The 21406-nt window shown below is 67.1% G+C and carries 20 protein-coding genes; 9 read left to right on the top strand and 11 right to left on the bottom strand.

The annotated features are described in order from the left end of the window. Positions 1 to 64 precede the first annotated feature (64 nt). Positions 65 to 673, bottom strand: a complete 609-nt coding sequence (locus QSJ18_RS00100) for a universal stress protein (protein ID WP_286324140.1) — start codon at positions 671 to 673, stop codon at positions 65 to 67. Positions 674 to 702: 29 nt separating this feature from the next. Here QSJ18_RS00100 and QSJ18_RS00095 point away from each other — a divergent pair, with 29 nt between their 5' ends. Next, positions 703 to 1929: a glycoside hydrolase family 3 N-terminal domain-containing protein gene (locus QSJ18_RS00095; protein WP_286324139.1), complete on the top strand. Its 1227-nt coding sequence runs from the start codon at positions 703 to 705 to the stop codon at positions 1927 to 1929. Positions 1930 to 2029: 100 nt separating this feature from the next. After that, positions 2030 to 2638 carry a TetR/AcrR family transcriptional regulator gene (locus QSJ18_RS00090; RefSeq protein WP_286324138.1) on the top strand — a complete coding sequence of 203 codons (609 nt, stop codon included), beginning with the start codon at positions 2030 to 2032 and terminating at the stop codon, positions 2636 to 2638. Positions 2639 to 2764: 126 nt separating this feature from the next. Here the strand turns inward: QSJ18_RS00090 and QSJ18_RS00085 are convergent, their stop codons facing one another. Then, positions 2765 to 3646: a MaoC/PaaZ C-terminal domain-containing protein gene (locus QSJ18_RS00085; protein ID WP_286324137.1), complete on the bottom strand. Its 882-nt coding sequence runs from the start codon at positions 3644 to 3646 to the stop codon at positions 2765 to 2767. Continuing rightward, the gene (locus QSJ18_RS00080; protein WP_286324136.1) at positions 3646 to 5010 is read right to left on the bottom strand and encodes a 3-oxoacyl-ACP reductase; all 1365 of its coding nucleotides are present in this window, start codon (positions 5008 to 5010) and stop codon (positions 3646 to 3648) included. The genes QSJ18_RS00085 and QSJ18_RS00080 overlap by 1 nt, the downstream gene beginning before the upstream one ends. Positions 5011 to 5144: 134 nt before the next feature. On the opposite strand from QSJ18_RS00080, the gene QSJ18_RS00075 reads away from it, so the two are divergent. The 3 genes from QSJ18_RS00075 (at position 5145) to QSJ18_RS00065 (ending at position 9318) form a co-directional block, all read left to right on the top strand. Then, the gene (locus tag QSJ18_RS00075; protein WP_286324135.1) at positions 5145 to 6440 is read left to right on the top strand and encodes an acetyl-CoA C-acetyltransferase; all 1296 of its coding nucleotides are present in this window, start codon (positions 5145 to 5147) and stop codon (positions 6438 to 6440) included. A gap of 305 nt (positions 6441 to 6745) precedes the next feature. Then, on the top strand, positions 6746 to 8443 hold the full coding sequence (locus QSJ18_RS00070; RefSeq protein ID WP_462475948.1) for a VanW family protein: 1698 nt from the start codon (positions 6746 to 6748) through the stop codon (positions 8441 to 8443). A gap of 95 nt (positions 8444 to 8538) precedes the next feature. Further along, the gene (locus QSJ18_RS00065) at positions 8539 to 9318 is read left to right on the top strand and encodes an SDR family NAD(P)-dependent oxidoreductase (RefSeq protein WP_286324133.1); all 780 of its coding nucleotides are present in this window, start codon (positions 8539 to 8541) and stop codon (positions 9316 to 9318) included. 82 nt (positions 9319 to 9400) lie between these two features. Here the strand turns inward: QSJ18_RS00065 and QSJ18_RS00060 are convergent, their stop codons facing one another. The 6 genes from QSJ18_RS00060 to QSJ18_RS00035 form a co-directional block, all read right to left on the bottom strand. After that, complete coding sequence (locus QSJ18_RS00060) at positions 9401 to 10456, bottom strand: zinc-dependent alcohol dehydrogenase family protein (protein WP_286324132.1); 1056 nt, start codon at positions 10454 to 10456, stop codon at positions 9401 to 9403. Between the two features lie 192 nt (positions 10457 to 10648). After that, positions 10649 to 11467, bottom strand: coding sequence for a DUF3824 domain-containing protein (locus tag QSJ18_RS00055; RefSeq protein WP_286324131.1), 819 nt, complete (start codon positions 11465 to 11467; stop codon positions 10649 to 10651). 76 nt (positions 11468 to 11543) lie between these two features. Beyond that, entirely contained in the window at positions 11544 to 12668 is a 1125-nt protein-coding gene (locus QSJ18_RS00050) for a class I SAM-dependent methyltransferase (protein ID WP_286324130.1), read from the bottom strand. A gap of 147 nt (positions 12669 to 12815) precedes the next feature. Continuing rightward, positions 12816 to 14651 carry an acyl-CoA dehydrogenase gene (locus tag QSJ18_RS00045; protein ID WP_286324129.1) on the bottom strand — a complete coding sequence of 612 codons (1836 nt, stop codon included), beginning with the start codon at positions 14649 to 14651 and terminating at the stop codon, positions 12816 to 12818. A 228-nt stretch (positions 14652 to 14879) separates the two neighbouring features. Continuing rightward, positions 14880 to 15650: a deoxyribonuclease IV gene (locus QSJ18_RS00040; RefSeq protein ID WP_286324127.1), complete on the bottom strand. Its 771-nt coding sequence runs from the start codon at positions 15648 to 15650 to the stop codon at positions 14880 to 14882. A gap of 64 nt (positions 15651 to 15714) precedes the next feature. Further along, entirely contained in the window at positions 15715 to 15930 is a 216-nt protein-coding gene (locus QSJ18_RS00035; protein ID WP_286324126.1) for a hypothetical protein, read from the bottom strand. Positions 15931 to 16142: 212 nt separating this feature from the next. Between QSJ18_RS00035 and QSJ18_RS00030 the strand changes: the two genes are divergently transcribed. The 3 genes from QSJ18_RS00030 to QSJ18_RS00020 all read left to right on the top strand — a co-directional run bounded on the left by QSJ18_RS00030 (position 16143) and on the right by QSJ18_RS00020 (position 18589). Beyond that, positions 16143 to 17393, top strand: a complete 1251-nt coding sequence (locus tag QSJ18_RS00030) for a phosphatase PAP2 family protein (RefSeq protein WP_462475947.1) — start codon at positions 16143 to 16145, stop codon at positions 17391 to 17393. Between the two features lie 208 nt (positions 17394 to 17601). Then, on the top strand, positions 17602 to 17853 hold the full coding sequence (locus QSJ18_RS00025; RefSeq protein ID WP_286324125.1) for a hypothetical protein: 252 nt from the start codon (positions 17602 to 17604) through the stop codon (positions 17851 to 17853). A gap of 73 nt (positions 17854 to 17926) precedes the next feature. Further along, a complete protein-coding gene (locus QSJ18_RS00020; protein WP_286324124.1) occupies positions 17927 to 18589 on the top strand; it encodes a DUF305 domain-containing protein in 663 nt (220 codons plus the stop codon). 73 nt (positions 18590 to 18662) lie between these two features. On the opposite strand, the gene QSJ18_RS00015 is transcribed toward QSJ18_RS00020, so the two are convergent. Next, positions 18663 to 19745, bottom strand: a complete 1083-nt coding sequence (locus QSJ18_RS00015; protein WP_286324123.1) for a DUF4185 domain-containing protein — start codon at positions 19743 to 19745, stop codon at positions 18663 to 18665. Positions 19746 to 19810: 65 nt separating this feature from the next. Next, positions 19811 to 20662 (bottom strand): acyl-CoA thioesterase domain-containing protein, encoded by an 852-nt coding sequence (locus QSJ18_RS00010; RefSeq protein WP_286324122.1) that lies wholly within the window; start codon positions 20660 to 20662, stop codon positions 19811 to 19813. A gap of 104 nt (positions 20663 to 20766) precedes the next feature. Between QSJ18_RS00010 and QSJ18_RS00005 the strand changes: the two genes are divergently transcribed. After that, positions 20767 to 21336: an HdeD family acid-resistance protein gene (locus tag QSJ18_RS00005; RefSeq protein WP_286324121.1), complete on the top strand. Its 570-nt coding sequence runs from the start codon at positions 20767 to 20769 to the stop codon at positions 21334 to 21336. Positions 21337 to 21406 lie beyond the last annotated feature (70 nt).

The raw sequence follows: 21406 nt of genomic DNA, 5'->3' as shown, positions 1-21406 counted from the left end.
TCTACGTCAGACATCCCACAGATTCGGACACGGGATGTGTGATGTGCCGCGCGGCGATGATCCGTCACAGCGTGACGGGCGGATCCTTCTCGCATTTGGCGGGCACGATGAACACCGGCCGGTGACAGTGTTTGAGGACGCGTTCGGCGACGCTGGAATGCAGCAGCGCCCGCAGCCCCGACGACCCGCGGGTACCGGTGACGAGCAGGTCGACGTGCAGCGCATCGGCCGCGGCGACCAATGCGCCCCAGACGGTGGATTCCACCTCGACGATCTGCCCGCGCGCCGACAGCCCGTTCTCGACGGCCAGCGCGACCCCACCCGCGTTCAGTTCGGCCGCCTCGTGTTCGAGGGCCTGATCCACCCCGGTGTCGAGTTGGGTGTCGATGAAGGGCTGCATTCCGCCGGAGAGCGTGGAGAGCCGCGCCGGGGACATCGAACCGGGCTGCCAGGCGGTGACCACATAGGCGGTGGTGGCGCGCAGATAGGTGGCGGCATAGCGGATCGCGCGGTCGGCGTTGGGGGAACCGTCGTAGGCGATCATCAGGACGTGACTGTCGCGGGCGCCGCGCGCCGCAGTGCCCGGATGCGTCTGCCACCGGCTGTCGGAGGACGAACCATTGGGTGGGGCACCCGTCGGATCAGAACCGTTCGGACTGGACCCTGCGCCCATTGCCCCAGGCTACATGCCAGACTCGTGAGATGGGTTCAACTCGCGGACGTGCTCCGCTGCGCGCTGCGCTGGTCGCCGTCGCGGCTTCGGTGAGTTGTGTGCTCGCCGTCGGCTGCTCGACGTCGGAGCCGGCCGCCGGGCCGTCGACGACGGCCGGCGATTCGTCGGCGGCGAGTCCGGCATCGGCGGCGGCGAGTCCGGCGAACCCAAGCCGGCCTGCCGCGACCACCCCGGCGAACGGTTGCGGTGCGCAGCAGGTGAACGCGATGACCCTGCGGCAACGGCTGGCGCAGCTGATCGTCGTCGGGGTCACGGGTGCCGCCGACGCGCGGGCGATCGTCGCCGCCGAACAGATCGGCGGTGTCTTCGTCGGAAGCTGGACCGACAAGTCGATCCTCACCAGCGGTGCCGCCGCGCAGATCTCCAAGAATTCGAAGATCCCGCTGATGATCACCGTCGACCAGGAGGGCGGTCGGGTGTCGCGGTTGTCCTCGCTGGGTATCGATGGGGCGTCGCCGCGGGAACTGGCCCGGACCAAGACACCCGAGCAAGTCACCGAGATCGCGGCCGAGGTCGGCCGCAAGCTCAAGGCGCTCGGCGTGACCGTCGACTTCGCTCCGGTCGCCGACGTCAGCGACGAAGCAGACGACGAGGTCATCGGCGACCGATCGTTCAGCAGTGATCCCGCCGTCGTCACAAAGTACGCGGGCGCCTACGCCGCCGGCCTGCTCAAGGCGGGTATCCAGCCGGTCTTCAAACACTTCCCGGGCCACGGCCACGGGTCGGGCGACTCGCATCTGGGTGTGGTGCGAACGCCGCCGCTGTCGCAGCTCAAGACCAGCGACCTGATTCCGTATCAGACCCTGCTGCGCGACTACCCGGCCGCGGGTGTGATGGTCGGGCATCTCATCGTGCCCGGACTGACCGGTCCGGAGACGCCGGCCAGCATCAGCGGCGGGGCCATCGGGATGCTGCGGACCGGGAAGCGTTACGGTGGTCCTCCGTTCACCCGTGGGGTGGTGTTCTCCGACGATCTGTCGGGGATGGCGGCCATCAACCAGCGGTATCCGATCCAGCAGGCGGTGCTGAAGTTCGTCAAGGCGGGTGGCGACGTCGCGTTGTGGTTGTCCACCGACGCGGTGGGATCGGTGCTCGACACCCTCGAGGGCGCGGTGGCGTCGGGTGCGCTGACCAATGATCGGGTCAACCGCTCGGTGGTGCGGATCTTGCGGGCCAAGGGCGTCATCGACTGCTGAGCCGACCGCTTTCCACGATAAACTTACCGTTCGGTAAGTTGTTGGTATCCTCGAACGGTGGCGACGCCGGACCGGGGTCGTTTCTATCAGGAGGTGGGTCATGTCGGGCGGTACCAAGCGGTTGCCCCGCGCGGTGCGTGAGCAGCAGATGCTCGATGCGGCTGTGAAGGTGTTCTCACAGAACGGCTTCCGCGATGCGTCGATGGATGCGATCGCCGCCGAGGCGAAGATCAGCAAACCGATGCTCTATCTGTACTACGGCTCCAAGGAGGAGCTGTTCAGTGCTTGTATCGCTCGCGAATCCGGACTGTTCATCGAGGCGATGAGCGTCGGGTTCGATCCCGGACTCTCCCAGCGGGAGCAGGCGCGCACCACCATTCGTGAGTTCCTGCGCTTCGTCCACGAGAATCGCCAGTCCTGGCGGGTCCTCTACCGTGTCGCGATCGGCACGGCGAGCTTCGCCAACGTGGTCAGCGAGAGCCGCCGGCGCGTCACCGAGATGGTCACCGACCTGATCAAGGCCGGTACGACGGTCGAGGGTGCGGGCGACATCGACTTCGAGCTGACCGCGGTCGCCCTGGTCGGCGCCTCCGAAGCGGTCGCCGACCGGATCACCGAGGGCGACGTCGACCTCGACACCGCCACCGACCTCCTCGTCGGCATCGTCTGGCGCGGCCTGAAGGGCGTCGGCACCGACCGCACCGCCTGAAACTGGGGGACGAACGTTCTTCCCCGACCTTCCGCTTCCTCCCCTAGTTGCACCACGGGGAAGTGCCGAAAGTCGGGGAAGAAGTCTTCCCCGACTTTCGGTTCGCCCCCGGAACCCCGACGACGGTCAGTTGGCGCGCGTCGTCGCGGTCAGGTGTGGGAATCCCTTGCGGCGGTCCAGGATCGAGATGTCGAATCCGCCGTCGGCCCTGGTCGTGTAGAGATTGACCTTGGCGGGCAACAAGATCGGCTTGCCGAAGCGGACCGAATAGGTGACCGCGTCGGGCAGCTGGGCCTCGACGTTGGCCACGGCCGCGGCCGCACTCCACATTCCGTGCGCGATCGCCTTCGGGAAGCCGAACGCCTTGGCGGGCAGGTTGCCCATGTGGATCGGGTTGCGATCGCCGGAGGCTGCCGCGTACTGGCGGATACGTCCCAGGTCGACGGTCAGGATCGAATCCGGCGGCGGCGGGGTGCTCGCCTTGGGTTCGGGTCCGCGGGGCTCGTCGGACAGGCTGGTGCGCTGCTGCTTGAGGAAGGTGGCCACCTGGGTGGTGACCAGCTCATTGCCGACGCTGATCTCGCTGACCGCATCGATCAACAGTCCCTTGCGGTGCTCCCGAAGGTTCTCCGCGCGCGTGACGATCGTCAGCGGCTCGTCGACGCCGATCGGCCGAGTGCGCTCGACGGTGTTGGTCATATGTACCGAACCGACTGCGCCGAACGGGAACTCGGCCGATGTCATCAGCTTCATGACGAGCGGGAACTGCAGCACGAATGGATAGGTGATCGGCAGGGTGGCGCCGAAACGCTGCCCGGTCGCACGGCAGTACGCCTGCAGCGCATCGGGATCCACGTGGACGTCGGTGAGCCGGTAGGCCGTATCGGGGACCGTCGCGTCGACGGCGACCTTGGCAGGCTTCCCGATGACCGGCAGCAGTCCCCCGACCGCCTTGCTGTACAACTCAGCCGTCGTGGGTGCGGCCGCGAGGGTGATCGTCTTCGCCATCACGCACCCAGGAATCCCTGGCCGCATACGCGGACCACGTTGCCGGTCACCGCGTTGCTGGCCGGGTTGGCGAAGTAGGCGACGGTCTCGGCGACGTCGACGGTCTGCCCGCCCTGCTGCAGCGAGCTCATCAGGCGACCGGCCTCACGGGTGGCCAGCGGGATGGCCGCGGTCATCTTGGTCTCGATGAAGCCCGGGGCGACGGCGTTGATAGTGATGCCCTTCTCGGCCAGGGTCGGGGCGTAGGCGTCGACGAGTCCGATGACGCCGGCCTTGGAGGCGCCGTAGTTGGTCTGGCCGCGGTTGCCCGCGATACCCGCGATCGACGAGACGTCGATGACCGCGCCACCCGACCGCAGTGCACCACGTTCGGTGAGTGCCTCGACGAGCTGCTGCGGGGCGATCAGGTTGACCGCGATGACCGAATCCCAGCGTCCGGCATCCATATTCGCCAGCAGCTTGTCGCGGGTGATGCCGGCGTTGTTGACGATGACGTCGACGCCGCCGTGGCGCTCGAGGGCGTGCTCGGCCAGCTTGGCGCCGGCGTCGGGGGCGCTGACGTCGAGCGGGAAGGCGGTGCCGCCGACCTTGTTGGCGGTCTCGGCGAGGGCTTCACCCGCAGCCGGGATGTCGGCGCAGATGACGTGGGCGCCGTCGCGCGAGAGGACCTCGGCGATGGTGGCGCCGATGCCGCGGGCGGCACCGGTGACGACGGCGACCTTGCCTGCCAGCGGGCGGTCCCAGCTCTCCGGGGCGGTGGCGTCGGCGGCGCCGACCCGGAACACCTGCGCGTCGACGAAGGCCGACTTCGCCGAGAGGATGAAGCGCAGCGTCGACTCGAGACCCGACAGTCCGGTCTTGGCCTCGGGGGAGACGTAGACGAGCTGCACGGTCGAACCCTTCAGCAGTTCCTTGCCGAGCGAGCGGGTGAAACCTTCGAGCGCGCGCTGGGCGATCCGCTCATCGGGGTTGGTGACCAGTTCGGGGGTGGTGCCGATGACGACGAAGCGGGCGCAGGCCGCGGTCGAGCGCATGGCCGGCTGGAAGAACTCGTACAGCTGAGCCAGGTCGGCGGGGGAGGTGATGCCGGTGGCGTCGAACACCAGGCCGCCGTACTTGTCGGCGGACCGGCCGGTGGTGGCGTTCTGGATCAGCGTGTAGTCCGGTGTGGCGAGAATCTCGCGCAGCGGTTCGACGAGACGTCCGGCGCCGCCGAGCAGCACCGGGCCGGGCAGTGTCGGATCGGACGCACGGTAGCGGCGCAGCGTCGGGGGGACCGGTAGACCAGCCTGTTTGGCGATGAATGCGCCGGGGCCGGAGTGGACGAAGCTTGCGTACAGGCCAGTGTTTCCGTTGGCGGCCACGTGGATCTCCTCTTGGTTGTTGCTGGGCAGCACAGGTGTTTCGGCGAGCGCACTCGGGGAGCGGCGTTCGACAACGAACTTACTCAGGAGTAAGAATACTCCATAGATTCCGAACCTCACTCTGGGAGATCGAAGTGGCTTACACACCCAAGACCCGTACCGAGCGGCCGGTGGCGATTCTCGGCGGCAACCGCATTCCGTTCGCCCGCCAGGACAAGGCCTACGCGAAGGTCGGCAACCAGGAAATGTTCACCGCGGCCCTCGATGGCCTGGTCAGCCGCTTCGCGCTGCAGGGTGAGCAGCTCGGCATGGTGGCCGGTGGCGCGGTGCTCAAGCACGCACGTGATTTCAATCTCATCCGTGAATCGGTGCTCGGTTCGGCGCTGTCGCCCTACACCCCCGCCTTCGATATCCAGCAGGCCTGCGGCACCGGCCTGCAGGCCATCACCACCGTCGCCGACGGCATCGCACGTGGCCGCTACGACGTCGCGGTCGGTGGCGGCGTCGACACCACCTCCGACGCCCCGATCGCCGTGTCCGAGGATCTGCGCCGGGCGCTGCTGGAGGTCAACCGGGCGCGCAGCACGAAGGATCAGGCGCTCGGCGCGCTGAAGCTGCTGCCCAAACTCGGCATCGAGATCCCGCGCAACGGGGAGCCGCGCACCGGTATGTCGATGGGTGACCACGCCGCGATCACCGCGAAGGAATTCGGCATCAAGCGCGCCGACCAGGATGAACTGGCCGCGCTCAGCCACCAGAAGATGTCGGCCGCCTATGACGCCGGCTTCTTCGACGATCTGATCACCCCGTTCGGTGGCCTCACCCGCGACCAGAACCTGCGCGGCGATTCGACCGCGGAGAAGCTGTCGACGCTCAAGCCGGTCTTCGGCGTGTCCCTCGGCGACGCGACCATGACCGCGGGCAACTCGACGCCGCTGACCGACGGTGCTTCGACCGTGCTGCTGGCCAGCGACGAGTGGGCCGCCGAGCGCGGGCTGCCGGTGCTGGCCTACTTCGTCGACAGTGAGACCGCTTCGGTGGACTACGTCAACGGCCCCGACGGCCTGCTGATGGCCCCGACCTATGCGGTGCCGCGTCTGCTCGCCCGCAATGGCCTGACCCTGCAGGACTTCGACTTCTACGAGATCCACGAGGCCTTCGCCTCGGTGGTCCTGGCGACCCTGCAGGCGTGGGAGTCCGAGGAGTACTGCAAGGAGCGGCTGGGCCTGGACAAGGCGCTGGGCTCCATCGATCGCTCCAAGTTGAACGTCAACGGGTCGTCGCTGGCCGCCGGGCATCCGTTCGCCGCGACCGGCGGACGCATCGTGGCGCAGGCGGCCAAGCAGATCAAGGCCAACGGCGGCGGTCGCGCGCTGATCTCGATCTGCGCGGCCGGCGGACAGGGCGTGACCGCGATCATCGAGGGCTGAGAAAGTCCCACCGCTACCGCTCGACGGGAGGGCGGCGCTCGCGACCAGCGGGTGCCGCCCTCTCCTCGAATCGCCCACCGGGCGCCAAAGCTCGGGACGAATCGGCGAATTCGTCACATTCTGTGAGAAAAGTGCTGACTGGGGATGTAACGAAGCGAAAAGTAGCGTAGATATACGGGTAGCTCCGGCGCAGCTGTCAGACCCCCGACCCGACAGCTCCGCCGGAGCGCCTTTTTGTGTGGGGGTCGTTACATGCGCCCAGCGCTGTCCGACCACCGGCTGGTCGTCTACCTATGGTTGGAGTCGTGAGTTCACGCGTTGGTGCCCGGCGGGGGCGAAGCAGATGGGCAATCCGGGCCGGTACTGCGGTGATCGCACTGCTGACCCTGGTGTCGGCGGCGGATCTGATCCTCACCGACTCGAAGTCGGCGCGCGGTGTCACCATCGCCGGGATCGACGCGGGTAACCACACCTCGGCCGGTCTCGAACCGGTGCTCGACCAGTTGAGCGCACGCGCCCGGCTGCCGGTGATCGTGACCACCGACGCCGGGACCGCCCAATTCTCCCCGGCGCAGCTCGGGCTGACCTTCGACGTCGAGGCCACCCGATCACGGTTGCTCGAACAACCACGGAATCCGCTGTCCCGGCTCGCGGCACTCGCCGGACGTGAACACAGCGTCGACCCGGTGGTCGGCGTTGATCCGGCCGCGCTGGACACCGCACTCGACTCGGCCCGCGAGGTGCTGGAATCCGCGGCGGTCGAGGGTGGCGTGCACTATCAGGGGACGTCGCCGGTGGCGCAGCAGTCATCCGGCGGTATGCGGGTCGCCCGGGTCGGCGCCGCGGACGCCCTGCGCGTCGCCTGGTTGACCGGAAATCCCGTCGCACTACCCATGGAACCCTTCTCGCCCACCGTCGACGCCGCTACCGTCGCGGCCACCGTGCGCGGTCCGGCGGCCCGGGCCACCGCCGCATCCCTGACGCTGGTTGGCAGACATGGGGTCCGGACCGAACTGTCCGTCGGGCAGATCGCCACGCTGCTGAGCTTCGTCGCGGACGGCAAGGGCGGTCTGGTCCCGACGATCGGCGAACCGGCGGCCCGCGAGGTGCTGGAGCCGACACTGAAGAAGTCGCAGTCCGAGCCGGTCGGCGCGCGATTCTCGGTGTCCGGTGGTACGCCGAAGGTGATCGCCAGTGTCGACGGCGCGCGCATCGACTGGCCGGCGACCCTGCGGGCGGTGGCGCAGCGACTCGTCGCCGACGACGGTCCGCGTCGGGTCGAGGTCGCCTACCACCGGGTCCCCCCGACGCTCACCACCGCAGCGGCCCGGCGGCTCGGTGTCCGGGAACTGGTCAGCGAGTACACCACCGGCGGTTTCAGCGACGCGTCCGGTGAGAACATCCGGCTCGTCGCCGCCGAGGTCGACGGTGCGATCGTGATGCCGGGAAAAGTGTTCTCGCTCAACGGGCATACCGGTCCGCGTGGCGCCGCACAGGGCTACGTGACGTCGACGATCATCGACCACGGACGGGCTGCGAAGGCGGTCGGCGGCGGCATCTCGCAGTTCGCCACCACGCTGTACAACGCGGCGTATTTCGCCGGGCTGGAAGATGTCGACCACACCGAACACAGCTATTACATCTCGCGCTATCCCGAGGCGCGGGAGGCGACCGTGTTCGACGGTGCGATCGACCTGAAGTTCCGCAACAACACCCGCTACGGCATCCTCGTGGAGGCCTCCTGGTCGTCGTCGTCGATCACCGTCCGGATGTGGAGTACCCAGACCGTGGACGTGGAGTCGGTCACCGGGGAACGCACCGCGCCGACCACCCCGCCGAAGCTGCGGTTCCCCAAGGGCGACGACTGCATCGCCAGCAATGGCAGCAACGGTTTCACCACCTCGAACACGCGGATCATCCGCGATCACCGCTCCGGCGCCGAGATCGGCAGGCACACCCGTACGGTGCGATATGAGCCGGAGCCGAAGGTCATCTGCGGCTGACCGCAAGGTCGGCCACCCGACGTGCGGCAGGGTGCCGAAGGAACAGAAGGGGGCATGTGTTCCCTGTCATAGGTCCAGTGGCTATTCTCCGAAACGTGGATATCAACGGAGCTAGTGCAATTGTCACGGGCGGCGCGTCGGGCATCGGCGCGGCGTCGGCCCGCCAGCTGGCGGCCAAGGGCGCGAAGGTCGTCGTCGCCGACCTGAACGCGGAGAAGGGCGAGGAACTCGCCAAGGAGATCGGTGGTGCCTTCGTCACCGTCGACGTCACCGACACCGCCCAGATCGAGGCCGCCGTCAACAAGGCCGTCGAGCTCGGCCCGCTGCGGGTTCTGGTCAACTCGGCCGGTATCGGCTGGGCCCAGCGCACCATTGGCAAAGACGGCGAATTCGCCTCGGCGCACAACCTGGACGCGTACAAGAAGGTCATCGCGATCAACCTGATCGGCACCTTCGACGCGATCCGCCTGGCCGCCACCGCGATGAGCCGCAACGAGCCGCTCGACGCTCATGGCGAGCGCGGTGCCATCGTCAACATGGCCAGCGTCGCGGCCTTCGACGGCCAGATCGGACAGGCGTCGTACTCGTCGTCCAAGGGCGGCGTCGTCGGCATGACGCTGCCCGTCGCACGTGACCTGTCGGCCGTCGGCATTCGCGTGAACACCGTCGCCCCCGGTCTGATCGACACCCCGATCTACGGCGAGGGTGAGGCTTCCGAGGCGTTCAAGGCGAAGCTGGGCGAGTCCGTCCTCTTCCCGCATCGCCTGGGTGTTGCCGACGAACTTGCCTCGATGGTCGTCGAGCTGGCCACCAACTCATATATGAACGCCGAAGTCGTGCGCGTCGACGGTGGCATCCGGATGCCACCGAAGTAGTCTCTCAACCCGCTGCTCTCAAACGAATCCACCGCCCGCATCGGGCGGTGGATTCGTGTATTCGCGGTGGGCCGTGGGGCTCTCAGGCCTGCAGCACCACCTTGAGTGCCTTGGTTTCCGCGGCCCGGCCGAAGACGTCGTAGGCCTCGATGATGTCGCCCAACGCGAATCGGTGACTGACGAAGATGTCCGGATCGATGCGCCCCTGGGCGACGAGCGCGAGCAGGACCCCCAGCGTGTCGGTGTTCACCAGGCCCATCGACACGTTGATGTTGGAGATCCACAGATCCTGGAGCGGGAACTGCACCGGGGCGCCGTGGACGCCGACATTGGCGACGTTGCCCGCCGGGCGCACGATGTCGAGGCACATCTGGAACGTCTGCCCGATACCCACCGCCTCGATCGCGACGTCGACGCCGAGACCGTCGGTCATCGCGATGACCTGCTCTTTCCAGTCGGAGTCGGAGGACACCACGCCGTCCGTCGCGCCGAAGGCCTTCGCCTGCTCGACGCGGTTGGCGTCGACGTCGATGGCGATGACCCGACTGGGGCCGTACAACCCCGACGTGGCGATAGTGGCCAGGCCCACCGGCCCGGCACCCACGACGGCCACCACGTCGCCGGGTTTCACGTGTCCGTACCGAACCCCGATCTCGTGCCCGGTGGGCAGGATGTCGCTGAGCACCACGCCCTGTTCGGCGGTCACGCCCGTGGGCAGTTTGTAGACGGAGGTCTCGGCGTACGGGACCCGCACGAATTCGGCTTGGGTTCCGTCGATGAGATGGCCGAAGATCCAGCCGATGCCCGACGCGCCTTCGGTGCCGAGGCAATGCGAGTGGACGCCGTGCTTGCAGAAGCCGCACTTACCGCACGCCGAGATACACGACAGGATCACCTGGTCGCCGACGTCGAGAGTGGTGACCGCACTGCCGATCTCGGTGATGGTGCCGACGCCCTCGTGGCCGAGGATGCGTCCGGGTTCGACCGCCGGGACGTCGCCCTTGAGTATGTGGAGATCGGTTCCGCAGATGGTGGTCGCATCCATCTTCACGATGACGTCGGTGGGTTGCAGGATCTTCGGGTCGGGGACGTCGTCCCAGCTCTTGCGTCCGGGCCCGTGGAATACGAGTGCCTTCATGGTCCGATCTCCCTTGAAGTCGCCCCCTTGTGGAGTCCCCGTCTCAGGGTAGAGCGCTCGACGACGGTCGTCACGAGATGTCTCTCTTTGAGACGCATCCGTCGGACGGGACCTCACACAACCAAGAACTCCCACTCGCACCGGTTGCCCGGGCGGGTGGGAGTTCTTCCTCGGTTGAGGTGGCTGTCGGAGCTATTCGACTTCGGTCAGGCAGAAGCCGACCGGGGTGGGGCGCTCGTAGAAGAAGGCGACCTGGCCGCTCTCGCAGGTCGGCTTACCCGTGGTGCGCGAGATGACCTTGCCGTTGGCATAGCCCGACTCGGTGGGCGGGTTGGCGCAGTCGATCTCCTTGAACTCGGTCAGGGAGGATCCCGCGCTGGTCGGGATCTTGTAGCACTTGCCCTGCTGGAAGGCGGGTGCCAGGCAGAGGATGTCGCCCTCCTGGCTCTCGCTCTTCTTGTTCACCCAGGACAGGTACACCTCGTCGTCGTTGCAGGCGCTCTTGTTGGCGACCTTCGCCCCGACGACGAAATGGAAACTGGCGCTGCCACAGTCGGCCTTCTTGGCCTTCACGTATTCGCCTTCGTCGGGTTGGACGGTGACGCAGTCCCCGACGCTCACGTCGTCGGCGTCGTTGACGTCATCCTTGGTCACGACACCGATGATCACCAGACCGATGATGCCCAGCAGGATCACGCCACCGATCGAACCGAGCACGATCCACAGCGTCTTCTTCTTTTTCTTCGGCGGCTGACCGCCGTCCGCGCCACCGGGATACGCCGGATAGGCGCCGGGCTGCTGGCCGGGGTACGGCTGACCCGGGGCGGGCTGACCGGCGTAGGGCTGACCCGAGGCGGGCTGGCCGGGGTAGGGCTGGTTCGGATACTGGGGTGCGGGCTGCCCGGGCTGATACGACGGGACCCCGCCGGGCTGCTGACCGTATGGGTCGCCGCCGGGCTGCGGTCCACCGGGCTGGGGCGGGGTGGGCGGCTGATTCGGGGGAAATGTCATGTCTGGAGATATTACTGACAGGTCATGCCCTGGACTGGTCAAGCGAATGACCGAATCGCACGGTGTGTCGCTTTGGTCAGTCGCCGCGGGTTGACGCGGTGACGGTGAACTTCGGGTCTCGGGCAACCTGTCGGGTGGTGCCGACAGTGCGCTCCAGTTCGGGTCGATAGCGCAGAGGTGAATTCCAGACGCACCACAGCTCGCCGCCGGGGGCGAGTGCGCGGGCGGCGTCTTCGAAGAGATGATGTGCGATACCCGCCGAGAGCGCGGCGTCGCTGTGGAACGGCGGATTGAGCACGATCAGCTCCGCGGCGCCGGCTTCCACGTTCTCGGTGCCATCGGCTTGGGTGACCCGAACTCGGCCGGCAACACCGTTGACCGTCGCCGTTGCCCGAGCCGAGGCGACAGCGGCCGCCGATCGATCGGTCGCCACCACCCTCAGGTGTGGTCGTCGTCGGGCCAGCCACGATGCCAGAATCCCACTGCCGCAAGCGAGGTCGATCGCGGAGTCGGCGTTCGGAAGCGCGTCGTCGAGGGTGCTCAGCAGCAAGCGCGTCCCGATGTCGACCTTCGTCCCGGCGAACACCCCGCCATGGGCGACGACGGTCAGATCCAGATCGTCGTGCCGGTGCTGTCGGGGCCACGCGGCGAGCAGGTCGACGGCCCGGGCCCGCTGCGGATGACGTGCGAACAGGACGCGAGACTTCTGCCGCGCGTGGCTCACGTCGACGCGGCCGAAGACGTCGGCGAGTACCGAATTCATCTGCGGCGTCATGTGTTTGATGCGGCCACCGGCGACGACCACGACGTCGGGATCTGCGTGGGCGGCGACCAGGGCGGCGACCTCGGCCAGCCGATCCAACGACCGCGGCAGCCGCATGAGCACCACACGGGCGCCGACGACGGTCGGCGGACCGAGAGTCAGACTTCGGAACCCGGCCATGTCCAGCTTCCCCGCATTCGCGGCCAGGGCCCGCTCGCCGGTGATCACATCCTGGTGGGTGCGGATCCCGACGGCACCCACGCCGGCGGCGCCCAGCGTCAGCGCGCCGTAGTTGTCGTCGATGACGACGACCGAATCGTCGGGAGCCGCCGTGATGAGTTCGGTCGCCTCGTCGAGGATCAGGCGGTCGGCGGCATCGGCGGCCACCAGCCCTGGGCCCTCGATGTCGGGGTGGCGCCGTAGCGCCTGCATATCCATGGCAACCGAGCCTACTGGGATCCTCGGCGTCGGAAGGAATCCCAGGACATCGGGGAATCGGGGTGTACCGACAAAACTCCCGCCGACACGATGACGCTGTGTCGGCGGGAGTTTCAACCTACTTACACCCCGAGATGGTAGGGCGGATCAGAAGGCGGCTTCGTCGAGCTCCATCAAGTCATTATCGACGTTCTCGACGGTGACGCGGATGGAGGTCAGCAGGGGCAGCATGTTCTTGGCGAAGAAGCTCGCGACCGCGACCTTGCCCTCGTAGAACGGCTTGTCGTCGCCGGTGGCGCCGTTGTCCAGGGCGGCCAGGGCGACCTCGGCCTGACGCAGCAGCAGCCAGCCGATGAGCAGGTCGCCGACCGACATCAGGAAGCGGACCGAACCGGTGCCGACCTTGTACAGCTCGGCGGGGTTCTCCTGCGCGGCCATCAGGTTGCCGGTCAGCGAGGCGGCCATCGCCTGCACGTCCTCGAGGGCGGTCTTCAGCAGCGCCCGCTCGGTCTTCAGGCGGCCGTTGCCCGCCTCCGAGTCGATGAAGGTCTGGATCTGCCCGGCGACGTGCGCCAGCGCCTGGCCCTTGTCGCGGATGATCTTGCGGAAGAAGAAGTCCTGCGCCTGGATGGCGGTGGTGCCCTCGTAGAGCGAGTCGATCTTCGAGTCGCGGATGTACTGCTCGATCGGGTAGTCCTGCAGGAAGCCCGAACCGCCGAGCGTCTGCAGCGACTCGTGGCCGAGGTTGGCGTAGGCGCGCTCGGATCCGACGCCCTTGACGATCGGGAGCAGCAGGTCGTTGACGCGGTGCGCCAGGTCGGCGTCGGCGCCGGAGACGATCTTGGCGGCGGCGGCGTCCTGATGCGACGCGGTGTAGAGGTAGACCGCGCGCAGGCCCTCGGCGTAAGCCTTCTGGGTCAGCAGCGAGCGACGCACATCCGGGTGGTGGGTGATGGTCACACGCGGGGCGGCCTTGTCGGTCATCTGGGTCAGGTCCGCACCCTGCACGCGCTCCTTGGCGTAGTCCAGCGCATTCAGGTAGCCGGTCGACAGGGTCGAGATCGCCTTGGTGCCCACCATCATGCGAGCGTGCTCGATGACGTCGAACATCTGCGCGATGCCCTGGTGGACCTCACCGACGAGCCAGCCCTTGGCCGGGATGCCGTGCTGACCGAAGGTGACCTCACAGGTGGCCGAGGCCTTGATACCCATCTTGTGCTCGACGTTGGTGACGAAGGCGCCGTTGCGCTCGCCCAGCTCGCCGGTCTCGGGGTCGAAGTGGAACTTCGGCACGAAGAACAGGGACAGTCCCTTGGTGCCGGGGCCGGCGCCCTCGGGGCGGGCCAGCACCAGGTGGAAGATGTTCTCGGTCATGTCCTGGTCGGCCGAGGTGATGAAGCGCTTCACACCGTCGATGTGCCAGGTGCCGTCCTCCTGCAGGGTGGCCTTGGTGCGGCCGGCGCCCACATCCGAACCGGCGTCCGGCTCGGTGAGCACCATGGTGGCGCCCCAACCGCGCTCGGAACAGATGGCGGCCCACTTCTTCTGCTCTTCGGTTCCGTTGTCGTAGAAGATGTTCGCGAAGCCCGAGCCTGCGGCGTACATGAACACCGGCGGGTTCGCGCCCAGGATCATCTCGCCGATGGCCCAGTACAGCGAGCGGGGTGCAGGCATGCCGCCGAGTGCCTCGTCGACACCGACCTTGTCCCAGCCACCTTCGACGAGGGCGTTGTAGGAGTTCTTGAAGCTCTCCGGGATGGTCACGCTGTGCGTCTCGGGATCGAAGACCGGCGGGTTGCGGTCCGCGTCGGCGAACGACTCGGCGATCGGACCCTCGGCCAGATTCTTGACCTCACGGAGCATGTCGACGGCGGTCTCGTGGTCGAGGTCGCCGAACTCGCCGCTCTCCAGGACCTTGTCGAGGTCGAGCAGTTCGAACAGGTTGAACTGGAGGTCGCGCAGGTTGCTCTTGTAGTGGCCCATGAGTGTTCCTATCTGGCTGGGGCGTTGACGCGGCAAAAGGTGGGTGCGTCTGAGCTGTTTCGTTGGACTGCGGCGTGGTGCACCAGCGCTTGGTCGAAGCGTAAGTTACTCGCCGGTAACCTCAGGATACCGCGCATCGCATCAACCGACAACCCGATCGTGGTCGATGTGAGTGCGCTTACGTGCGCAGGGTGGACCGTGGCGCGGAGCACAGTCGCCCCGGCCCGGTCAGAGAGCGGACTTGAGGTATTCGAGGTCGGCGGGGATGCCGTCGGCCGGTGTCTCCAGGATCACCGGGGCATCGGCCGCCTTGGCGACCGCGGCGAGTACGTCGGGCTGAATGTGTCCGGACTCCAGATTCGCGTGACGGTCGCGGCCCGAGTCGAACTCGTCGCGTGAGTTGTTGAGATGGACCAGGTCGATGCGCCCGGTGATGGCCTTGACCCGTTCGACGAGGCCGACGAGGTCCTCACCGCCGGCCCAGGCGTGGCAGGTGTCCAGGCAGAAACCGGCCTGGTCGAAGTCGCCGACAGCCTCCCACAACCGGTCGATCGACTCCAGGGTGCGTGCCATCGCATGGTCGCCACCGGCGGTGTTCTCGATGAGGATCGGTACCCCGAAACCCCCCTTGTCGGCCTGACGGTCGAACAGCTTGCGCCAGTTCGCGAAACCCTCGGCAGCATCCTCGCCGTCCCGCAGATGCCCGCCGTGGACGACGAGACCGAAGGCGCCCAGATCGGCCGCGGCTGTGGCCTGCTGCTCGACCGCCTTGCGGGAAGGCATCCGCAACCGGTTGTTGAGGCTCGCGACATTGATCTGATAACTGGAGTGCACCACGACGTCGATCGGTGACTCGCGAAACTCCTGGGCGCGCGGGTTGGGGAGCGGCTTCTTCCAGCTCTGCGGATCGGCGACGAACATCTGGAACACGTCGATACCGAGTTCGGCGGCGGTCTCCAGGGGATTCTCGTCTTCGCGAAGGTGGGCTCCGATGCGCATACGACAACGATATCGAGGGGCGCCGACAACTGTGCGGGCGATGCCGTCTGCGGGCGGGGCCGTCTCAGTCGCCGGGGTCGGGTTCGGTCTCGATGGAGATCGGGACGCCGGGCGCGATCAACAGGCGGCAGGGTGCCACGCTGTCGTGGTAAAGGTTCAGCCACTGGTGGCCGGAGCTACCGGTCGCGTAGACCGCGTCGAGGGTCCGATGCAGACGGGCCTCGGCCTCCCTGGTGATGATGTAGCGCTGATCGCCATAGCGCAGATACCGGCTGGGCACCCGACCTCCTGATCTCCCGGCCCGGGCGAACCCCGAAGCTCGGTTGTCGAGACGGACTGTGATGTGTGCCACCCATGGTAGGGGCGGCGGGCCGGTCGTGGGGACCATCTGCGTCAGGCGGACGGCCGCCGCGTCGGCGGGGGCCACTACACTGGCCGGAACAAACGGTGGGGACTCCGGCGGGGGCCAAGACAGACAGAGGGATGTTTTCGGTGAGTGTTGACGAGGCGATCGGCGGCGCGCAGCCCGATGATCGGACTCCGGAGGACGCTCCCGACGAACCCCGCGACGATCAGGTCACCGGCACCCGGTCGGACACCGCCACCGCGGTGGGCAGTCCGGATGCGGACCCGCCGGAGATGGCGCCGGTCCTCGACGACCTGGCTGCCGCCGCGGAGATGGATGCCGAACCGGCCAAGCGCCGCGACCTGACCACCGTCCGGCGCATCGCCATCGCCGCCTGGTTGGTGGTCGTGGGTGTCGAGTTCTATCTGTGGGGTCTGGCCCTGGATCGCACCAGTCTGCTGGTCATCATGTGCCTCGGCCTGCTGGCCAACTGCATCGGCCGGCGCAAGATGATCACCGTCATCATCGACTGGTTGCCCTTCGCGCTGATCCTGGTGCTCTACGACCTGGTCCGGCAGTTCGCCGAGGTCATCGACATGCCGGTGCAGTGGCATCTGGCCGTCGACGCCGATCATGCGATGTTCGGCGTGAACCCGACCGCGTGGCTGCAAACCCATCTCAAGCAGGCGACCGCGCCGTGGTGGGAAGTCCTGGTCTCGGTCGTCTACATGTCGTATTTCATCGTTCCGTACGCGGTGGCCGGGGTGCTGTGGCTGCGTGATCGTGCGGCGTGGCGGCGGTATGCGGCCTGTTTCATCGCGACCTCCTTCCTTGCGCTCGTCGGATACACCCTGGTTCCGGCGGCGCCGCCGTGGGCGGCCGCGCGCTGTACCCCGGTCGAGGTCGCCGACCATCCGCACGATCCGATCTGCATGTACGAGGACGGTCCGACGGCGGGCAACCTGCTCGGCGATGTCGAGCCCACCCACGAGGGCGCATTGCCCTACGTCGAACGCATCTCGGCGCGCGGCTGGGAGTACCTCGGCATCGGCGTGGCGCATATCGTTGAGACCGGTCAGGGCAAGTCCAACCTGGTGGCGGCGATACCGTCGCTGCACGCCGGGCTGACGATGCTCGTCGCCCTGTTCATGTGGCCTCGGGTCAAGGCATTGGGCAGAATATTGTTCATGGGTTACGCGTGGGCGATGGCCTTTGCGCTGGTGTACACCGCCGAGCACTATGTCTTCGACATTCTGCTCGGATGGGCGCTGGCCGCTGCGGTCATCGTCGCCTACCGGTTGATCGATCGCCGCTGGCTGATACCCAGGGCCCGCCGCCGGGCCGCCGAATCAGATCCGGACGCCGGCTTCGAGGACAGGGTCTCCGCCGCGGGGTGACATGGTGAGCGCCAGGTGGATACGCGTGCGCCGGTGGGCTGGCGCTCGTTCCCCGGTGCGGTTCGCTCTTCTCGGACTGGTGCTCGTGATTCCGTTGATGCACGTGGTGGTCGCGGCGTGTTCGCCTGCATCTGCGTCGACCCAACCCAGGCCGGTACCGTCGATCGTCGTCAGCCACCACCATGGGTGGTCGCCCATCCGGGCGGAGATGACTGCCGACCGAGATCATGCGACGGCGACGATGACCGCGGACGACGGTTGCGCCGGACATCTGCACGACTGCACATACCTGCGAGCCGACGACGCCGACCCGCCACATCCGGCGCTGGTACCGCTGGTCTGGGGGTTCGCACCGTTGGTGCCGATCATCCGTCCCGGCTTCGGGGTGCTCACCGTCCTCGGTCGCCCGCCACCGTGGGCGATCCCCTCACACCTTGTGCTGCGGGTGATTCGTTGCTGAGCAGATCCTTCGGCCGGTCCGTCCGGTCGTCCAGATCTGCCCGAATCCACCTGTACAGACAAGGAAAACAGATATGACCATCTACCAGAACCCCGCCGTTCGCCGAACTGCGGCGGCGGTCGTCGCATTCGGTCTGGCCGTCGCCATCGCCGGCTGTTCGTCGTCGGACTCCGACGACACCGGTGCGGCCTCGACGGCACAGCACACCGAAACCGGAACGCACAATCACGCCGATACCCAGTTCACCATGATGATGATTCCGCATCACCGGCAGGCGGTGGAGATGGCCGCGCTGGTCGACGGTCATACCGAGAACGCCGATGTTCGACGCCTCGCGGCCGCCATCAGCAACGCACAGCAACCGGAGATCGACGAGATGAACGCACGGCTCAAGGCGTGGGGAATGCCCGCCGGTGGGCACGGCGACGGACATGGCGGGCACGGCTCGGGGATGCCCCATATGTCTCAGATGCCGAGCATGTCTCAAATGCCCGGCATGCCTGGGATGCCTGGGATGATGACGGCTGAGCAGATGGCCGCCCTGCGCGCCGCGTCCGGGGCCGCGTTCGATCGCCTGTGGCTGACGGCGATGATCGAGCACCATCGGGGTGCGATCGCCATGGCCGACACCGAGATCGCCGACGGTGCCGACGCGGCGACGAAGGCGCTGGCGCAACGTATCCGGACGGCACAACAGCGCGAGATCGACGAGATGACCGCACTGCTCGCCCGGTAGTCCTCGCAAATGCGACGGCGGGCCGGGGCCGTCTACCGGTCCCGGCCTGCCGTCGCGCGAACGTCTGTATTCGCTACTTACGTAGCTGTAGACGCATCAGGTAGACCTGATAGCCCAGCGAGATCGAGTAGGTGAAGTAGAGGGTGCTGCCCTTCGACCATGGATGGATGTAGGGGGCGTAGCCGGTATAGGGGTCCGACGACGGGGCGATCAGCTGTCCGCGAGACCACGGACCCATCGGGCTGTCGGCGGTACGCAGCATCGCGCCGTTGTCGGCCTGGGCCAGCGAGATGTACTTGCCCAGGTAGTCATTCCAGGCGACCGACAGTTCACCGGTCGGCGCCGGCATCACCGGTGTCGCCGATCCCGGGTTGTTGCGCACCCAGCGGCCGTAGGAGAAGTACTCCCACTTGCCGAGCTTCTCGATGTCCTTCTCGTCGACGCGAGCGAGATAGACCGCGCCCCAACGGCCATCGGGGGTGCCGTAGTAGTAGAGCGTCTTGCCGACCTTGAGGAAGGCGCCCATCTGGAACTTCCGGTTGCCGCCACCGTTGGGCCGGAACGCATCGACGGCCTTCCAGTTCTGGCCGTTGTCGGTGGACTTCACCAGGCCGGACCAATTGGTCTGCCAGATACCGGGACTGGCCCACTTCTTCACCGACATGACGGTCATGTACTGCGCGCCGTTGGCGGCGACACCCGCGGTCGGGATGATGGTGACCTCACGCCGGACGTTCGGCTTGAGCAGTCGTTTGGCGTGTCCCGGACGGCCGGCGTGGCTGGAGAAGCTCATGCCGTCGGCCAGGTAGTGGTCGCGGCTGCGCAGCAACACATTCGAGCGCCAGTAGAACAGCTCGCCGTAGAGCAGTGACCAGCCGTTGAAGGACTGGGTGTCGCCGAAGGCGGTCAGGATCTCGCCGTGGCCGTTGTCCCACATGACGCCCAGGTCGGTGCCGACGATGTTGTGCCGTCCGACCGTGTCGTTCATGGCACCGGGGCCGGTCAGTCGGGCGACGATCGTCGCCGCGCCGACGGCACCGGGGGCTGCGTCGGCCGGTGCGGTGGTGAGTCCCACCGTCATCGCCGCGGCAAGTGTCGCGATGGTACTGGTCGCGGCAAGACGGGAGATACGGAATCGCTGCAGGCGCCGTTTCATGGGCGTGACCTTATCAAGCCGACCCGGTGATGTGCGCGCGGCGATCGACAAAACTGTGACTCAGGTCACGCCTCGCGGTACCGTCCGGTGGTATCTGCGGTGGTGAAGTCGATTTCCGCGGCCGCGTTGTTCACCGCGGTCACCATTCCGGTGCCGAACGCGCCATATGCGTCGTAGAGGCCGCTGGTGCTGACCGAGATGCCGCTGTCCTCGACGTGACTGTCGGCCTCCACGCCCACACGCTGCCCGACCGGCAGCCGGGTGAGTGCGACGGTCAGATCGCAGTTGATGAAGCCGATCCCGGTCGATCCCCAGTTGCAGATCATGCTGGTCGATTCGGCGGTGATGACGGCGTGCTGGAACGGCGTGAGTTCCTCGCCCGCGACCGGCGGTGCGGCCCGCGCCCACAGCCGCTTCCGTGCGCCGTTCTGGTGCCGGGCCATCTCGCCATCCCACGCACCGGCGGATTCGGTTGTATCCGAGGAGAATCGGGGACGCAGATCGTCATAGTCGACGGTTGGCGGGTGGAAGGTCACCGATTCCGGTGCCCGGCTCCAGCGTTCGCCGGGTGGATTGACTGATTCGCGCAGGAAGACGGTGGTGGAGCGGGCGACCATCACCTCACGGCCATCGGGGTGATGCTGCCAGATCTCGACATCGCCGACGCGGATGCGATGCCCGTCGCGGATGATGTTGCTCCGCAACGACGTCGGTACGTCGTGCGTGGCCTTGAACAGGTCGATGGTGAATCGGGCCGGCCGGAATCCGGGCGCGCTGAACTCGCGTTCGGCCGTCCGGGCGGCGATTGCGCAGACCGCGGGGCCGTTGAGTGTGTTCGGAGCCCAGAGGCTGTGGGAGAACCGGGTCGGGTGCAGGTGCCCGTCCTCCCCGAGGGTGAAGAACGCGATTGTGGACACGGCGCTTCCTTTCCGGCGGCACTGCCGATGACCTGGGGATTCGATTCGGGGGCAGAAGATCCGAACAGGGTTGCCGACTGCGTCGAACGTATTAATCTTTGCCCATGACAATCGCAGATTACGCAAAGCAGTTCCCGGACGAGGTCGTGGGTGCTGTGCGCGCCACGATGATCGTCACCGCGCTCGTGGGCATCGTGATCGGATTCATCGCCCTGTTCTGGACCCGTCCGACGCTCACCGTCATCGGCGTGCTGTTCGGTATCTCGCTGATCGTCGCCGGCCTGTTCCGGATCTGGCAGGCATTCGCCGCCACCTTCCTCAGTACCGGCCTGCGCGTGGCGCTTGGCCTGATCGGTGCGGCCATTCTGATCATCGGCATCATCGCCCTGTTCAACCCGCAAGAGGACTCGATCTGGTTCCTGGCCATCTTCATCGGCGTGGGCTGGATCTTCCAGGGCGTCGGCGACCTCTACGGCGCCGCCACCGGCTCAGCGCACGCGCCGACCTGGTTCATGGTGGTCTCCGGACTGGTCGCGATCGCCGCCGGTATCGCGATGATGCTGCTGCCGTATCTCGCGGTGAGCACACTGGTGAAGATCGGCGGCATCATCCTGATCGCGCTGAGTATCGCCACCCTGCTGACGCTGCCGAAGAAGGTGCCCGATCAGGTCTGATCTGACCGATCACCCGAATCGAGTGGGGCCCCGCCCCCCCCGCGCGGGGGGGGGCCCCCCCCCCCCCCCC

This window comes from Gordonia heveisoli, from assembly GCF_030315745.1.
In the GTDB taxonomy this organism is placed as follows: Bacteria; Actinomycetota; Actinomycetes; order Mycobacteriales; family Mycobacteriaceae; genus Gordonia.
Note: the sequence above shows the minus strand (reverse complement) of the source record. Positions and strands in the feature narration are given on the sequence as shown.